The following is a 16114-nucleotide window of genomic DNA, read 5'->3' on the forward strand; positions in this document are numbered from 1 at the left end:
CGGATGTTCCTGTCCGGCCTCCGTCTGACGCGCTGCTCCTGACGCGCTGCTCCTGACGCGCTGCTCCTGACGCGCTGCTCGTGACGCGCTGCTCGTGACGCACCGCTCCTGACGCACCGCTCCGGGTCGCTCCCGGCGCCCCGCCCTGCTGTCAGCGCCGCGCATCGTGCGCCCGTCCCCTCGCACCCTCCGAGCCGAGACTCCGGCCCGGCTCCTCCGCGCCCCGTTCCCGGGCGCCTCCGGCCTCCGCAGCGAGGTCTCTCCGCCGTGCCCGCACGCACCCTCCTGAAAGGACCCCTCGTGGCCGTCGAGTTCATCTCCGCCATCAACGTCAACCGCTCGAACGAGGTCAACGGCCTCGCCGAGAGCGCCGTCGACGTCCCCTACCTCCGCCGCTACTCCCGGATCCTCGAGGAGGGCGGCTTCGACTACACGCTCGTCCCCTACGGCAGCGCCGGGCACGACCCGTTCACGATCGCCGCGGCGGTGACGCAGTACACCGAGCGCCTGAAGCCGATCGTCGCGCTGCGCCCCAACACCGTGTACCCGACCGTCGCCGCGAAGGCGCTCGCCACCCTCGACCAGCTCTCGGGCGGCCGGGCCGTCGTGCACTTCATCGCCGGAGGGAGCGATCACGAGCAGGCCCGCGAGGGCGACCGCCTCGACAAGGCCGAGCGCTACGCGCGGCAGGAGGAGTACATCCGGATCCTGCGCCGCGTCTGGTCGGCGACCGAGCCGTTCGACCACGTGGGGCGGTACTACCGCTTCGAGGACTTCGTCTCGCGGGTCCGCCCGGTGCGCGGCGACATCCCGGTGTCGGTCGGCGGCTCCAGCGACGAGGCCTATCGGCAGGGCGGGGCCCTGGCCGACGTCTTCGGCCTCTGGGGCGAGCCGCTGGCCGACACGCAGCAGCAGATCGACCGGATCGCGGACGCGGCGATCGCGGCGGGCCGCGCGGACACGCCGCGCACGTGGGTGACCTTCCGGCCGATCATCGCGCCGACGGAGGAGCTCGCCTGGGAGAAGGCGCACCGGATCCTCGGGATCCTCCAGGGCCGCTCCGCCACCGCGAACCCGCGCAAGGGCGAGAAGGGTCCGTGGGTGCAGACCCCCTCCGCCTCCGGCCCGGCGAACGTCGGCTCGCAGCGCCTGCTCGACATCGCGAAGCGCAAGGACCTGCACGACCGCGCGCTCTGGACCCCGACCGCGACGGCCACGGGGGCACAGGGGGCGTCGACCGCTCTCGTCGGCACCCCCGAGACCGTGGCCGCGGCGATCCTCGACTACGTCGATCTCGGCGCCGACCTGATCTCGATCCGCGGCTACGACAACCTCGACGACGCGATCGACTACGGGCGGTACCTCATCCCCCTCGTGCGGCAGGAGCTCGCGCACCGCGAGACGACCGGGCGCCGGGGCGAGATCGTGGCGCAGCCTCCGCTCGAGGCCGAGCGCGAGCTCGCGGAGGTGTCCGCGTGACGCTCCTGACGGCACCGCTGCTCGCGGCCGCCGACCTCTCGGACCGCGCCCTCGCCCGCGTCACCGCTCGACTCGCCGAGACGGCGGAGCACTACGACCGCACGGCCGAGTTCCCGTGGGAGGGCGTCCGGGCGGTCCACGACGCGGGACTGCTCACCCTCGCGGTCGGCACCCGCTACGGCGGCCGCCCCGCCTCGACCGTCGATCTCGTCCGGGTCTTCGGCGCACTGGGAGCGGGGGATCCGGCCGTCGCGCTGATCTCGGCGATGACAGCGCTGCAGCACGCGGCGCAGGACCGCACCGGGGTCTGGCCCGAGGAGCTCTACCGGGCCGTTCTCGCCGACTCCCGCGAGCGCCCGGTGCTGCTCAATGCGGTGCGGGCCGAGCCGGAGTGGGGAGCGCCCGCCCGCGGCGGGCTGCCGGCCACGACGATCCGACGCCACGGCGACCACTGGGTCCTCGAGGGGCGCAAGGGCTTCGCCACCGGCTCCGAGGGGCTGGCCTACCACCTGGTCTGGGCAGTGGACCTGCAGGGCGCGTCGGGGGAGCCGGAGCTCGGCCACGCGATCGTCCCCGGCGACGCCGAGGGCGTGCGGATCGAGCGGACCTGGGACCACCTCGGCCAGCGCGCCTCCAGCACCCACGACGTGGTCTACGAGCGGGTGCGGATCCCGCTCGAGCACTTCCGCGGCACACCGCGCTCGCAGCTGCCCCCCGAGGCGGGGGCCGCCGGCGCCTTCGGACTCGCGGTCGCCGCGCTCTACGTCGGGGTCGGCCGCGCTGCCCAGCGCTTCTTCGTCCGGTTCGCGAACGAGCGGATCCCCACCTCGCTCGGCCGGCCCATCGCGACCACCGAGCGGATCCGCTCCGTCGCCGGCGAGATCCAGGCGCAGCTCGTGCAGGCCGAGGAGGTGCTGCTCTCACTCGCCGCGCGGGTGGACGCGGGCGATCCGCAGGCCGCCGAGCGCCTGCTCGTCGGCAAGGTGCTCGCCACCCGATCGGCGGTCGCGGCGGTCGAGACCGCCGTCGCCGCCCTGGGCAACCCGGGACTCACCCGGCACAACCCGCTCGAGCGCCACCTCCGCGACGTCCTCGCGTCCCGCGTGCACCCGCCGCAGGACGACGCCGCCCTCCTCCTCGCCGGCACCCGCAGCCTCGCGGCCGCCGCGCACTGACCCTCCCGGAGACATCGACATGACCGCACCCTTCCGACGATCCCGCGCCGCGGCGCTCGTCCTCGCCTCGGCTCTCGCCCTCACCGCCTGCTCGGGCGCGTCCGGCGCGGGCACCGGCGCCGACTCCTCGACCCCGGTCGACGGCGGCCGGCTCCGGCTCGCCTTCTTCCCGGACAACGCCGCGTTCTCGTGCGTCGACCCGTTCCAGACCTACTGGATCGAGCACCGCACCGTGATCCGCAACATCGCCGACTCCCTGACCGACCAGGATCCCGAGACCGGTGAGATCCGGCCCTGGCTCGCCACCGACTGGACGGTGAACGAGGCCGGCACCGAGTACACCTTCGATCTGCGCGGCGACGTCACGTTCTCGGACGGCACGGCGTTCACCGCCGAGAGCGTGAAGACCGCGTTCGACAGCGCCCGGGCGACGCTCGCCGAGCTGCCCTCGGCCTACGGCGGCGTGTACCTGGCCGGCTACGCGGGCACCGACGTCGTCGACGCCGACACGGCGACGGTGCGGTTCTCCACTCCCAACGCCTCCTTCCTGCAGGGCACGTCGACCACGAACCTCGCGATCCTCGCGGCCTCCTCGTACGAGGCGACCCCGGAGGAGCGCTGCCTCGGGGACGTGGTCGGCTCGGGTCCCTTCACCCTGACCGGCTACACGCCGGGCACCGGCATCACCCTCGACAGGCGCGAGGGCTACGCGTGGGGCTCGGCACTGCGCGAGAACACGGGCGAGGCGCACCTCGACGGGATCGACGTCAGCTACGTCGCCGAGGACAGCGTGCGCGTGGGCCAGCTGACCAGCGACGAGATCGACATCGCCTGGCCGCGCAACCCGATCTCCGAGAACGACCAGGCCGTGATCACCGGGGGAGGCGACACCGTCGAGAGCCGTGCGCTGCCCGGTCCGGCGAGCGACTACTACCCCAACGTCTCCGAGGGGCGGATCCTCTCGGACGAGCGGGTGCGCAAGGCCGTGCAGAAGGCGATCGACCGCGAGACCTACGCCTCGACGGTCTTCGGCGCCGGGTACCCGGCGGTCACCAGCATCTACAACACGACCACCCCGTACTACGTGGACCACTCCGACGCGCTGGCGTTCGACCCCGACGGCGCCGCGGAGCTGCTCGACGAGGCGGGCTGGGTGCTCGGAGAGGACGGCTACCGATCCAAGGGCGGCGAGAGGCTCACGCTCTCGGTGCCGATCGTGACCCAGTTCGGCGCGGGCGACCAGTTGATCCAGGACCAGCTGAAGCAGGTCGGCATCGAGCTCGAGCTGAACGTGATCACCAACGCGCAGCGCGCCGAGGTGCTCGGCAGCGGGCAGTACGACCTCATCTCGACCTACTACACGCGAGCCGATCCCGGAGTGATCCAGTGGATCGTCGATGCGCGGGTCGCCGGCTCGAAGGCGCAGGCGCTCAACAACTTCGCGCCCGAGCAGGCGACCGAGGTGCAGGCGCTGCTCGACGAGGGCGTGCAGACGATCGACCCGACCGCGCGCGCCGCCGTGTACGCCGAGCTGCAGGAGTACCTGATCGAGAACGCGCTCGTGCTGCCCTTCGCCGAGCGGGTCCAGCTCGCGGGTGTGTCCTCGAGCGTGCACGGCTTCCGCTTCACCTCGGAGTCGTTCGGAGACTTCGCCGACGCGTGGATCCAGCGATGACGACGCTCCAGGCGGCGCCGGCCGCGACCGGGGTGCGCTCGGCGCCCTCCGGTCTCGGCCGCTACCTCGCCGGGAGGATCGGCCAGGCCGTGCTGGTGCTCTGGGCCGCGTACACCGTCACGTTCGCGGTGCTCTGGCTGCTGCCGAGCGATCCGCTCGCGCTGCTGCTCTCGGCGAACAACGTCGAGCTCGACTCCCTCTCTCCGCGGCAGCTCGCCGAGGCGCAGGCGCGCTACGGCCTCGATCAGCCGGTGTGGCAGCAGTACGCGGTCATGCTCGGGGACGCGCTGCGCGGCGACTTCGGGACCTCGATCACCAAGGGGATCCCGGTCACCGAGCTGATCGCCCAGAAGCTGCCGGGCACCCTGCAGCTCAGCGCGCTCGCCATCGGCCTCGCCCTGATCGGCGGGACCGCGCTCGCGTACCTCGCCGCGTACGTCCAGTGGCGGCCGCTGAAGGTCGTGCTCGGCCGGCTCCCGTCGGCGGGGGTCGCGTTCCCCGGCTTCTGGATCGGACTCCTGCTCGTGCAGTTCTTCGCCTTCACGCTGCACCTGCTGCCCTCCACGGGCAGCGCGACTCCCGCGGGCCTGATCCTGCCGGCGGTCACGATGGCGATCCCGACCTCGGCGATGCTGGCCCAGGTGCTCACCCGCAGCTTCGCCGACGTGCAGGCGGAGTCGTACATCACGACCGCGCGAGCCAAGGGCCTGGGCCGCGGGGCGGTGCAGTGGCGGCACGCGTTCCGCAACGCCTCGCTGCCGACCCTCACGATCCTGGGCGTGCTCGCGGGCAACACCGTCACCGGCGCGATCGTGGCCGAGACGATCTTCGCCCGGCAGGGCATCGGCACCCTCGCCCAGGAGTCGGTGCTCACCCAGGACGTGCCGGTGGTGCAGGCGATCGTCGTGCTCGCCGCCGCCGTCTTCGTGGGCATCAACCTCATCGTCGACCTGCTCTACCCGCTCCTGGATCCGCGCATCACCCACACCCCGAAGGCGGCTCGACCATGACGCTCGAACTCACCCGGCCCGAGGCGGTCGTCACGACCGCTCCGGCGACCGCTCCCGTCGCCGTCCCGCACGGCCGGGGCGCGAGACGGCGCAGGACGCTCCGACTCCTCCTGCGCCGCCCCGGCTTCCTCGCGGCCCTCGCCTTCGCGGTCTTCGTGCTGCTCTCGGCGATCGCCCCGGCGCTGTTCTCCGCGTACGACCCTTACGCGACCGCACCGGCCGACAAGCTGCTGGCGCCCGGCCCCGCGCACCTCTTCGGCACCGACGAGCTCGGCCGCGACCTCTTCTCCCGGGTCCTGCACGGCGGAGCCCTGACGATCCAGGCGACCGTCATCGCGCTCGCGATCGCGCTCGTCGGCGGTCTCGCCCTCGGGGTCGTCGCGGGCTACGCCGGCGGAGTGGTGGACGCCGTGATCATGCGCGTGGTCGACGTACTGCTCGCCGTTCCCGGGCTGCTGCTCGCCCTCGCGATCGTCACGGCGATCGGATTCGGGACCCTGCCCGTCGCCCTCGCGGTCGGCATCGGCATCCTGCCCGGCTTCGCGCGGACGACGCGCGCCGAGGTGCTCCGGGTGAAGACGCTGCCCTACGTGGAGGCGGCGCGCACGGGCGGCGCGACGCGCCTGCGGGTGCTGGTGCGGCACGTGCTGCCGAACTCGTGGGGCCCGGTCGCGGTCCTCGCCGTCCTCGACCTCGGCACGGCGATCATCGCGGTCGCCGCGCTGAGCTTCCTCGGCTTCGGTGCCGCTCCGCCCGCCGCCGAGTGGGGCACCCTCATCTCGACCGGGCGCAACTACCTCGTGACCAGCCCGTGGCTCTCGCTCCTGCCCGGGCTCTTCGTCGGACTCCTCGTCTTCTCGCTCAACCATGTCGCCAAGACCGTCGAGGAGGTGCAGCGATGAGCGTCCTGGTCCGTCTCGATCGTCTGGCGGTCGCGTACGACGGGCAGCCGGTCGTGCACGACGTGTCGCTCGAGATCGCGCCCGGGGAGATCGTGGCGGTCGTCGGGGAGTCGGGGTCGGGCAAGTCGACGACGGCGAACGCCCTGCTGGGGCTGCTGCCGGCGAACGGGCGCGTCACGGGCGGCTCGATCACGATCGGCGGAGCCGACGTCACCGCGGCGTCCGAGAAGCAGCTGCGCCGACTGCGCGGGCGCGTCGTCGCCCTCGTGCCGCAGGACCCGATGGTCGGGCTGAACCCGACGCTCCGGATCGGCGCCCAGGTCGCCGAGGCCGTGCGCCTGCGCGGAGTCGACCGCCGCTCCGTGCCCGCCGAGGTGCGCGAGGCGCTCGAGCAGGCGGGCATCGACGATCCCGACCTGCGCGCGCGGCAGTACCCGCACGAGCTCTCGGGCGGCCTCCGCCAGCGCGCGCTCATCGCGATCGCCCTGGCCGGGAAGCCGCGGCTGATCATCGCCGACGAGCCCACCTCCGCCCTCGACGTGACCGTGCAGAAGCGGATCCTCGACCACCTGCAGTCGCTGGTCCGCGAGCAGGGCATCTCGCTCCTGATCATCACCCACGACCTCGCCGTCGCCGCGGACCGCGCCGACCGGGTGCTCGTGATGCGTGCCGGCCGCGTGGTGGAGCAGGGGACGCCCGAGCGGATCCTCGTCGCTCCCCGCGAGGAGTACACGCGCGCCCTGATCGCCGCCGCTCCCGGGCTCGGACACGGCGGCACGATCGTGCCGCGGTTCGCGCACGTCGAGCCCGCTGTCGAGGTGCTCCGGATCGAGAACGCGGTGAAGGAGTACGCCCTGCCGGGTCGTCGCGCCGCCTTCCGCGCGCTCGACGGCGTCTCCTTCTCGCTCCGCGCCGGGCGCACGCTCGCCCTGGTGGGGGAGTCCGGATCGGGCAAGACCACCGCGCTGCGTGTCGCCCTCGGTCTCGTCGCCCCGACCAGCGGTCGGGTGCTCGTGGACGGAGTCGACCTGACCGGAGCGCGCGAGCGGCAGTGGCGACCGCTGCGTCGACGCATCCAGCTCGTGCACCAGAACCCGTTCGCCGCCCTCGATCCGCGCTTCACCGTGCTCGAGTCGGTGATCGAGCCGCTCGTCTCCTTCCGGGTCGGCGACCGGGCCTCGCGGCTCGAGCGCGCGAGGGAGCTGCTGGACCGGGTCGGCCTGCCGGCCTCGTCCCTCCCGCGCCTGCCCGCCGAGCTCTCGGGCGGCCAGCGCCAGCGCGTCGCGATCGCCCGCGCGCTCGCACTCGCCCCCGATCTCGTGCTGCTCGACGAGCCGGTCTCGGCCCTCGACGTCTCGGTGCAGGCGCAGATCCTCGCCCTGCTCGTCGAGCTGCAGCAGGAGCTCGGAGTGGCGTACCTGTTCGTCTCGCACGACCTCGCCGTCGTCGCCGAGGTGGCGCACGAGGTGGTCGTCCTGAACCGGGGCCGCGTGGAGGAGGCGGGCGCGACCGCCCGCGTCTTCGGCGCGCCCGAGGCGGAGTACACCCGTGCCCTCCTGGCCGCGGTCCCGGGCGTCGGAGCCGTCGCATGAGCGGCCGCGTCGTCGTCATCGGGGCCGGTGCCGTCGGCTCCGTCCTCGCCGCCCAGCTGCACCTCGCCGGGCACGCCGTCGTCCTCGTGGCCCGCGGCGAGCAGCTCCGGGCGCTCCGCGACCGGGGGCTGAGGCTGCGCCGTCCCTCCGGAGACGAGATCGTCGCGGTCCCGGTCGCTTCGGGCCCGGAGGAGGTCGCTCCCACCCGCGACGACGTGCTCGTGCTCGCGGTCAAGGCGCAGGACGCCGAGGCGGCGCTCGCCGAATGGGCCTGGACGCCGCTGGAGGGAGGTGGCGCGGGGGCGGAGCTCCCCGTGCTCACCCTGCAGAACGGTCTCGCGGCCGAGGACGCGGCGCTGCGCCGCTTCCGCGACGTCTTCGGCGTCTCGATCGGGATCGCCGCGAGCTTCCTCGCACCGGGCGAGGTCGTCTCGCCGTCGTTCCCGACCGTCGGCGTCCTCTGGATCGGGCGGTACCCGGACGCGGCCGACCCGCGTGCCGAGGAGTACGCCGCGCTCCTGGGCAGCGCCGGGTTCGCCGCGCGCGCCGTGCCCGACATCAGCGCCTGGAAGGCGCGGAAGCTGATCGTCAACACCGCGAACGGCCTCGACCTCTTCGCCGGGAGCGACGACGAGCGGGCTCGCGCCCGCACCGCGCTCGCCGCGGAGGCGCGGGCCGTGCTGCTCGCCGATGGCCGCGCGATCGCCGAGGACGACGGCGCCCGCCTCGTCGTCGAGCCCGTCCCCGGTCACGTCCCCGGCCGCCTCTCGACCTGGCAGAGCTTCGCCCGCGGAACCGGCAGCGAGGTCGACCTGCTGACCGGGGAGATCGTGCTGCTCGCGCGGCGCACCGGGGTCGCCGCTCCGCTCAACGAGCGCCTCCAGCACCTGCTCGGCCTGCGCGGAGCGGAGGCGGTCCACGCCCCGCTCGCGCTCGCCGAGCTCCTCGATCCCGTCCCCGCACCTCCCGAGAGGGTCACCGCATGACCGCCACCACCGCCACCACCGGGCCCGCGCCCGTCCTCGCCTTCGACGAGCCCGACGGGATCGCCCCGCGCGGCACGCTCGTCGTCCTCGCCGGCCGCGGCGAGACTCCGGCCGTCTACGAGCGCTTCGGCACGCGCCTCGCCCGCGACGCCTACCGGGTCCGCGTCCTGGGCGACGCGAGTGCCGCGGGCGCGGCCGACGCCGCACGAGTCCTGCTCGCCGACCGCTCCCTCGTCGCCCCCGTCGTGCTCGTCGGGTCCGACGCCGGGGCGGCGGTCGCCCTCGAGATCGCCGCCACCGCGGAGGTCGACGCCGTCGTGGTCGCGGGGCTGCCGGTCCGCTCCGGGGGTGCGGCCGTCGGCGACCGCACGGCCTGCCCGAACCATGCGGGCGTGCTCGAGCGCGAGACCGGCTCCGCTCCCACCGCCGTCCTCCCGCCCGAGCTGCTCGCGGTCGCGGCGAGCGCCGTCCGGGCGCCGCTGCTGGCGCTGCACGGCGACGCCGACCCCGTCAGTCCGCTCGACGAGGCCGTCGCGGTGCTCCGGAGCGCCCCGCGCGCCGAGATCCACCGCGTCGCGGGCGGACGCCACGACGTCCTCAACGATGTGTCGCACCGCTCCGTCGCCGCGACCGTCGTGCTGTTCCTCGAGCGGGTGAAGGCCTCGCCCGAGGGGGCGCCGATCGTCGTGCGGGCCGGAGCGTGAGCGCCGTCGACGTGGCGGTGGTCCGCGCCGACCGCTCGGGCTGGTCCCCGGGCGGAGCGCCGGCGGGCGTCGTCCGCGCCCGCTCGGTCGACGAGGTGCGCGCGGCGCTCGCGCACGCCTCGGCGAACGGGATCCCCGTCGTGACCCGCGGCGCGGCCTCCGGACTCGCCGGCGGAGCCAGCGCGGGGGAGGGGGCCCTGGTGCTCGACGTCTCGGGTCTGGACCGCATCCTCTCGATCGACCCCGTCGACCAGATCGCGCGCGTCGAGCCCGGAGTGATCACCGCCGACCTCGACCGTGCGGCGGCCGAGCACGGGCTCACCTACGCCCCCGACCCCGGCAGCGTCGAGATCTCGACGATCGGCGGCACCATCGCGACCAACGCCGGCGGTCTCCGCGGGGCGAAGTACGGCGTCACCCGCGACGCCGTGCTCGCCCTGGACGTGGTCCTCGCCGACGGCTCGCTCGTGCACCTCGGCCGCGACACCCTGAAGGGCGTCGTCGGTCTCGACCTCACCGCGCTGGTCGTGGGGTCGGAGGGGAGTCTGGGCGTGATCGTCGGCGCCACGCTCCGTCTGCTCCCGCGGCCCCGCTCCACGGCCACCGCCGCCGCCTACTTCACCGACGTCGCCGCCGGCGCCGAGGCCGCGACCGCCCTCGCACGGGCGGGGCTCCGGCCCAGCGTCCTCGAGCTCGTCGACGACCGCACGCTCGAGGCCATCGACGCGCTGCGCGGCACCGGCCTCGCCCTGCGCGGCGGCGCCTTCCTGCTGGTGCAGACCGACGGCTTCGGAGCGGCGGAGGAGATGGAGGCCGTCCGCTCCGTCCTCGCCGCCACCGCGCGGAGCGTCGAGACGACGCTCGACCCCGCGGAGGGTCTCGCCCTCGCCTCGGCCCGCCGCGACGCCCTCCCCGCGATCGAGGCGCGCGGGCGGGTCCTCATCGAGGACATCGCCGTGCCGCGGTCAAGGCTCGCCGAGGCGATCCGGCGGGTGCACGCGATCGCGGCGGGCACCGGCGCCGACGTGTACGTCTTCGCCCACGCGGGCGACGGCAACCTGCACCCGATCATCCGACTCCGCGACGACTCCGAGGCCGCCCGTCTGCAGGCGGAAGCGGCCGCCGACGCGGTGTTCGCCCTCGCCCTCGAGCTCGGCGGCACCGTCAGCGGCGAGCACGGGGTGGGGGTGCTCAAGCGTGGATGGGCCCGCCGCGAGCTCGGCCCCGAGGTCGTCGCCCTGCAGCGCGCGGTGCGGCGGGTCTTCGATCCGCAGGGCATCCTGAATCCCGGAACCGCGCTGTGAGCGCGCACCTCGAAAGGACCGTCATGACCGACATCCCCGCCCGCAGCACCGTCCTCGTCACTCCCGACGAGCTGGCGGCGGCCCTGGCGTCGCCCGCCCCGCCGCTCGTCCTCGACGTGCGCTGGCGGCTCGACCGCCCCGACGGGCGTCCCGCGTTCCTCGAGGGCCACGTGCCGGGTGCCGTCTACGTCGATCTCGACCACGATCTGGCTCAGCACGGCGAGCCGACGGAGGGCAGGCATCCGCTGCCCTCCGTCGAGCGGCTGCAGGAGGCGGCCCGCCGCTGGGGCCTGCGGCAGGGGCAGCCCGTCGTCGTCTACGACGACCTGAAGAACCTCTCGGCCGCCCGCGCCTGGTGGCTGCTCCGCTACGCCGGAGTCGCCGACGTGCGTTTGCTCGACGGGTCCCTCCGCGCCTGGACCGCCTCGGGCCGCTCCCTCGAGACCGGACCGGTCGCGCATCCGGAGGGGGACGTGGAGCTGCGCTACGGGGCTCTGCCCGTGCTCGGCATCGACGACGCCGCCGCCCTGCCCGAGCGCGGCGTGCTGCTGGACGCCCGCGCGCCCGAGCGCTTCCGCGGCGAGGTCGAGCCGATCGATCCGCGCGCGGGGCACATCCCGGGCGCCCGCAACGCACCGGCGACGTCGAACGTCGACGAGAGCGGCCGCTTCCTCCCGGCCGACGAGCTGCGCGCCCGCTTCGAGTCCCTGGGCGTCACCGCCGAGGCGCCCGTCGGCGTCTACTGCGGCTCCGGAGTGACGGCCGCGGCCGACGCCGTCGCGCTGACCCTCGCGGGCTTCGAGCCGCGGCTGTTCCCGGGCTCGTGGTCGCAGTGGTCGAGCACTCCCGGCCGGCCGGTCGCCGTCGGCGCGGACTGAGCTCAGGACCTCGCTCGGGAGCGGTCGGCGGCGATCGTCGTCGGCCGCGACCGCTCCCCGCCGAGCTCCCGCGCGCCTGGGAACGCGGAAGCGGCCGCCCTCGGACACCGAGGACGGCCGCTGCGCACGTTCCGGGCGTCAGCCCAGACGCGAGTGCTCGCCGAGGTGGTGCCAGGTTCGGTTGTGGTAGACGAGCGGAGCCGCGGCGTCCGAGTCCTCCGGCACGTGCGCCTCGAGGGCGTGCACCGCGACGATGGTCGACGAGCCCGCCTCCATGCGGTTGATGACGGTGCCCCGGATCCACGCCGCGGCGGCCGGGAAGTACGGCTCGCCGGTGGGCAGTCGCGACCAGAGCGACGTGTCGGCGAAGCGGTCGATGCCGCTCGTCGAGCCCAGGCGGGCGAGATCGAGCTGCTGCGCGCCCAGCAGGTGCACGACGAGCGTCTCGGAGGCGCGGATCGCGGGCGTGCTCGAGGACGCGGCGGACAGCGAGAAGACGAAGAGCGGGGGTTCGGCGCTCACCGAGAACACGGACGTCGCGGTCAGGGCGACCGGCCCCGTGCCCGGGTCGGCCGTGATCAGGGCGACGCCGGCGGCGTGATTGCGGAACGCGAGCTTGAACTCCTCCGGCGACAGGCCGGCGAAGGCGGCGCGGTGGTGCCCGCCGGCGTCGGCGTCGGAGGTGGTGGCGAGGTTCTCACGGCTCATCGGAGACTCCTGATCGTTCGGGGTGCGGCGCGGCGACCGGGACGGCCCGCCTTCGTGCCGCAGCACGGTCCCTCCAGCCTGTCGTACCGACCGGGGGCGCTGGGCCGCATTGCGGAGTATGACACCGGCTCCTGCAGGTCCCCTCGGCATCCCGCAACCGGTGGCACAGGATCGGATGCCCGCGCAGACTCGGAGCATGGCCCACCGCGTCCGCGAGTCCTCCGCCCGCCCCGAGAGCAAGACCTGCGCCTCCTGCGGGCGCGAGATCCAGTGGCGCGCGAAGTGGGCGCGCGACTGGGAGGACGTGAAGTACTGCTCCGACGCCTGCCGCCGCCGCGGCGTGGGGCCGGAGGAGGCGCGGCTGGAGGACGAGATCCGCACGGTCCTGCTCGCCCGGGCGGCGTCCTCGACCGCCTGCCCGTCCGAGGTGGCCCGGAAGGTCGGCGGCGAGGACTGGCGCCCCCTGATGGAGCCGGTGCGCCGGGCCGCGCGCCGACTCGTCGACCGCGGCGAGATCGACATCGTCCAGGGCGGGCAGGTCGTCGATCCCTCCCGCGCGAAGGGGCCGATCCGCCTCCGCCGCCGCCCGGGCGGTCCCCTGTCGCCGGGCGGCGCCGCGGGCTAGCGTGGGGGGATGCCTCGAGACGCCGTCGTCCTCACCGTCCCCGGACCGCACGGCGATCGGGAGGTGCGGCTCTCGAGCCCCGACCGGGTCCTCTACCCGGAGCCGGGCATCACGAAGCGCGAGGTCGCCGAGTACCTGATCGCGGTGGGCGATGCGTTCGTGGCGGCCAACGGCGACCGGCCGATCTCGCTGCAGCGCTTCTCCTCCGGGATCGACGGCGAGCAGTTCTTCTCCAAGAATCCGCCGAAGGGCGCGCCCGAGTACGTGCGCTCGGTGCCGGTGACCTACCCGAGCGGCCGCGTGCATCCGCAGCTCGTGATCGACGAGCCGGCCGTCGCGGTCTGGGCCGCGCAGATGAACACGCTCGTCTTCCACCCGTGGGCCTCGCGCGCCGAGGACTCCGACCACCCCGACCAGCTGCGGATCGATCTCGACCCGCAGCCGGGCACCGGAGTCGCCGAGGCGGTCCGCGCCGCGCACGTGCTCCGCGAGGTCCTCCGCGAGGCCGGGCTCGAGCCGTTCGTCAAGACCTCCGGCAACCGGGGTCTGCACGTGTTCGCGCCGATCGTGCCCGAGCACGAGTTCCTGGTGGTCCGGCACGCGGTGATCGCCGCCGCCCGCGAGCTGGAGCGCCGGATGCCCCGGGACGTCACCACCGCCTGGTGGAAGGAGGAGCGCGGCGAGCGCCTCTTCGTCGACTTCAACCAGGCGAACCGCGACCGCACGATCGCCGGCGCCTACAGCCCCCGCCCGCTGCCGCACGCGCCGGTCTCCTGCCCCGTGGAGTGGGACGAGCTCGACGGTGTCGATCCGACGACGTTCACGATCCGGACCGTGCCCGACCGCCTCCGCGAGACGGGCGACCCGTGGGCGCGCATGCACGACGCGCCGGGGACGCTCGAGACGCTGCTCGGGTGGTGGGATCGGGACGTCTCGGCCGGGCTCGGCGAGCTGCCCTTCCCGCCCGACTTCCCGAAGATGCCGGGGGAGCCGCCCCGCGTGCAGCCCAGCCGCGCGAAGAAGGCGGCCGACTGAGGCTCAGCCCAGCACGTCCTGCAGGTCGTACGCCACGGGCTGCTCGAGCTGCTCGAAGGTGCACGAGCGCGCATCCCGGTCCGGCCGCCAGCGCTCGAACTGGACCGTGTGCCGGAACCGGTCGCCCTCGCGCTGGTCGTAGCGGACCTCGAGCACGCGGATCGGCTGCAGGCGGACGAAGGACGTGTCCCTGCCGCTGGAGAAACGGCTCCGCTCGCCGTCGCCGCGCACGGGCTCACCGGCCTCGTCGCGCTCCACCGCGTCGGCGAGCTCCTCGACGAGCTCGAGCCGGCGGGCATCGGTGAAGGCGGAGGCGCCCCCGACCTGCCGCAGCTCGCCGTCGGAGTCGACGAGGCCCAGGAGCAGGGACCCGACACCGGGCTTGGACGTGTGCTCGCGGTACCCGATCGCGACGACGTCAGCCGTGCGGTGGTGCTTCACCTTGAGCATCGTGCGCTTCCCCGGGGCGTACGGGGCACCCAGCGGCTTGGCGATCACTCCGTCGAGGCCCGCGCCCTCGAAGCGGTCGAGCCAGTCGCGGGCCAGCGCCTCGTCGGAGGTGGTGCGTCCGAGGTGGAGCGGATGCGGCACGCCGTCGAGCAGGTCGGCCAGCGCGGCGCGCCGCGCCGAGTACGGCTCCTCGAGCAGCGAGCGCCCGCCGACGGCCAGGAGGTCGAAGGCGACGAGCATCGCAGGAGTCTCGGCCGAGAGGGTGCGGACCCTGCTCGCCGCGGGGTGGATGCGCTGCGAGAGGAGGTCCCAGTCGAGCCGCTGCGCGCCGTCGGGCCCGGTCGCCAGCACGATCTCGCCGTCGACGACGCAGCCGTCGGGGAGGAGGCGGCCGAGTGCCTCGACCAGCTCGGGGAAGTAGCGCGTCAGCGGCTTGGAGCCGCGGCTGCCGATCTCGACGACGCCGGCGGCGATCGAGACGATCGCGCGGAATCCGTCCCACTTGGGCTCGTAGGAGAAGCCGCCCGCGACGCTGTCCTGCGCGGGGACGGCGGCGACCGCCTTGGCGAGCATGGGGGCGATCGGGAGCGGGAACGGGAGGTCCATCCCCCGATCATCCCGGCCGCACCGGTTCGGCGCACCCCCGCACGGGGTCGAGCGGAGGAGGCGACACGCGGGACGCGCACGCCCCCAGCGTTTCGTTTCGCGCCATTGCACCGGAAGACTGTGCCCATGCACAGGTGGGGACGCGCTTCCGCAGCGCACGACGGACCAAGCCGATCGACCAGGGGGCTCCGAAGAGGAGTCATGACCCTCGGACGACGGAACGAGCACGGACGGAGCGTGCGCTGATGGCGCGCGCGACGACCGCGGCCCGGCGTCTGCTCTCCTTCGTGCGCCCCGGGGTCGATGCCGAACCGGATCGCTCGGAGCCGGACCACCGCGACGGCTCTGCCCACAGGATTGTCGTGCCGCCCCGACCGGCGGAGCCCGTGCCGCCCCGCGACCTCCCCGTCTTCGAGGTGCCCGCGCCCGTCCTGGGTGAGACGTGCGAGCTCGACGCCGACGCGATCGAGTTCCCGAACCCCGCGGTCGCCGATTTCGTCCCCGACCTCTCCCGACCCCGCGCCGCCGCCTTCAAGCAGGAGCGGACGCCCCGCGAGGTGCCCGCCCGCTCCGAGGTGCCGGTGCCCGTCCTCGACGTCGATCCCACGCGACCGGAGTCGGACGATGCGGCGACCGTGCACGACGTCGACCACGCCGTCGTCGCCCCGGCCCTGCTCGCCCCGGCGCTCGCCGCAGGGGGCGGTGCCGTCGCGCCGATCATCGGCGAGTTCTGCGAACTCGACACCGACCACGTCGAGTTCCCGCACCCGAACGTGGCGGCCTTCGTCCCCGTGGAGGGCCGTCGCCGGGGGGCGTTCGGAGCCGCCGCGGCCCCGCAGTCGACGGCACCCGCGGAGCCGGTCGTCGCGCCGGCGCCGGTCGTGGTGCCGGAGCCCGCCCTCGAGCCGGAGCCCGAGCTCATGCCCGAGCCGCAGCCGGCGCCCGTCGTCGCGCCCGAGCCCGCGCCCAACGTCCTGCCGGAGCC

At 74.5% G+C, this 16114-nt stretch carries 14 protein-coding genes and 1 pseudogene; 13 read left to right on the forward strand and 2 right to left on the reverse strand.

Annotation, left to right across the window (positions count from 1 at the left end):
• Window positions 1-267: 267 nt before the first annotated feature.
• Genes NB037_RS09955 through NB037_RS10000 form a run of 10 tightly spaced genes read left to right on the forward strand, consistent with a single transcriptional unit; the run spans window position 268 to window position 11705 of the window.
• Window positions 268-1479 (forward strand): LLM class flavin-dependent oxidoreductase, encoded by a 1212-nt coding sequence (locus NB037_RS09955; protein WP_251945500.1) that lies wholly within the window; start codon window positions 268-270, stop codon window positions 1477-1479.
• The gene (locus NB037_RS09960; protein ID WP_251945501.1) at window positions 1476-2654 is read left to right on the forward strand and encodes an acyl-CoA dehydrogenase family protein; all 1179 of its coding nucleotides are present in this window, start codon (window positions 1476-1478) and stop codon (window positions 2652-2654) included. The genes NB037_RS09955 and NB037_RS09960 overlap by 4 nt, the downstream gene beginning before the upstream one ends.
• A gap of 19 nt (window positions 2655-2673) precedes the next feature.
• A complete protein-coding gene (locus NB037_RS09965) occupies window positions 2674-4329 on the forward strand; it encodes an ABC transporter substrate-binding protein (protein WP_251945502.1) in 1656 nt (551 codons plus the stop codon).
• Window positions 4326-5339 carry an ABC transporter permease gene (locus tag NB037_RS09970; protein WP_251945503.1) on the forward strand — a complete coding sequence of 338 codons (1014 nt, stop codon included), beginning with the start codon at window positions 4326-4328 and terminating at the stop codon, window positions 5337-5339. Before NB037_RS09965 ends, NB037_RS09970 begins: the two co-directional genes overlap by 4 nt.
• The gene (locus NB037_RS09975) at window positions 5336-6241 is read left to right on the forward strand and encodes an ABC transporter permease (protein WP_251945504.1); all 906 of its coding nucleotides are present in this window, start codon (window positions 5336-5338) and stop codon (window positions 6239-6241) included. Before NB037_RS09970 ends, NB037_RS09975 begins: the two co-directional genes overlap by 4 nt.
• Window positions 6238-7833: a dipeptide ABC transporter ATP-binding protein gene (locus NB037_RS09980; protein ID WP_251945505.1), complete on the forward strand. Its 1596-nt coding sequence runs from the start codon at window positions 6238-6240 to the stop codon at window positions 7831-7833. Before NB037_RS09975 ends, NB037_RS09980 begins: the two co-directional genes overlap by 4 nt.
• On the forward strand, window positions 7830-8819 hold the full coding sequence (locus NB037_RS09985) for a ketopantoate reductase family protein (protein WP_279308770.1): 990 nt from the start codon (window positions 7830-7832) through the stop codon (window positions 8817-8819). Before NB037_RS09980 ends, NB037_RS09985 begins: the two co-directional genes overlap by 4 nt.
• Window positions 8816-9523 carry an alpha/beta hydrolase gene (locus NB037_RS09990; RefSeq protein ID WP_251945512.1) on the forward strand — a complete coding sequence of 236 codons (708 nt, stop codon included), beginning with the start codon at window positions 8816-8818 and terminating at the stop codon, window positions 9521-9523. Before NB037_RS09985 ends, NB037_RS09990 begins: the two co-directional genes overlap by 4 nt.
• Window positions 9520-10827 (forward strand): FAD-binding oxidoreductase, encoded by a 1308-nt coding sequence (locus NB037_RS19875; protein WP_251945506.1) that lies wholly within the window; start codon window positions 9520-9522, stop codon window positions 10825-10827. Before NB037_RS09990 ends, NB037_RS19875 begins: the two co-directional genes overlap by 4 nt.
• Window positions 10828-10850: 23 nt before the next feature.
• Complete coding sequence (locus tag NB037_RS10000; RefSeq protein WP_251945507.1) at window positions 10851-11705, forward strand: sulfurtransferase; 855 nt, start codon at window positions 10851-10853, stop codon at window positions 11703-11705.
• 138 nt (window positions 11706-11843) lie between these two features.
• Here NB037_RS10000 and NB037_RS10005 read toward each other — a convergent pair whose 3' ends face one another.
• On the reverse strand, window positions 11844-12413 hold the full coding sequence (locus NB037_RS10005; RefSeq protein ID WP_251945508.1) for a flavin reductase family protein: 570 nt from the start codon (window positions 12411-12413) through the stop codon (window positions 11844-11846).
• 196 nt (window positions 12414-12609) lie between these two features.
• On the opposite strand from NB037_RS10005, the gene NB037_RS10010 reads away from it, so the two are divergent.
• Window positions 12610-13038, forward strand: a complete 429-nt coding sequence (locus tag NB037_RS10010) for a DUF2256 and DUF3253 domain-containing protein (protein ID WP_251945509.1) — start codon at window positions 12610-12612, stop codon at window positions 13036-13038.
• Between the two features lie 9 nt (window positions 13039-13047).
• Entirely contained in the window at window positions 13048-14073 is a 1026-nt protein-coding gene (ligD, locus tag NB037_RS10015; RefSeq protein WP_251945510.1) for a non-homologous end-joining DNA ligase, read from the forward strand.
• A gap of 3 nt (window positions 14074-14076) precedes the next feature.
• On the opposite strand, the gene NB037_RS10020 is transcribed toward ligD, so the two are convergent.
• A complete protein-coding gene (locus tag NB037_RS10020) occupies window positions 14077-15129 on the reverse strand; it encodes an ATP-dependent DNA ligase (RefSeq protein ID WP_251945511.1) in 1053 nt (350 codons plus the stop codon).
• Window positions 15130-15491: 362 nt separating this feature from the next.
• Between NB037_RS10020 and NB037_RS10025 the strand changes: the two are divergent.
• A pseudogene (locus NB037_RS10025) lies at window positions 15492-16114 on the forward strand (hypothetical protein); the annotation flags it as partial.

Origin of the sequence: Rathayibacter rubneri, assembly GCF_023743255.1 — a bacterium.
Taxonomy (GTDB): Bacteria; Actinomycetota; Actinomycetes; order Actinomycetales; family Microbacteriaceae; genus Rathayibacter; species Rathayibacter rubneri.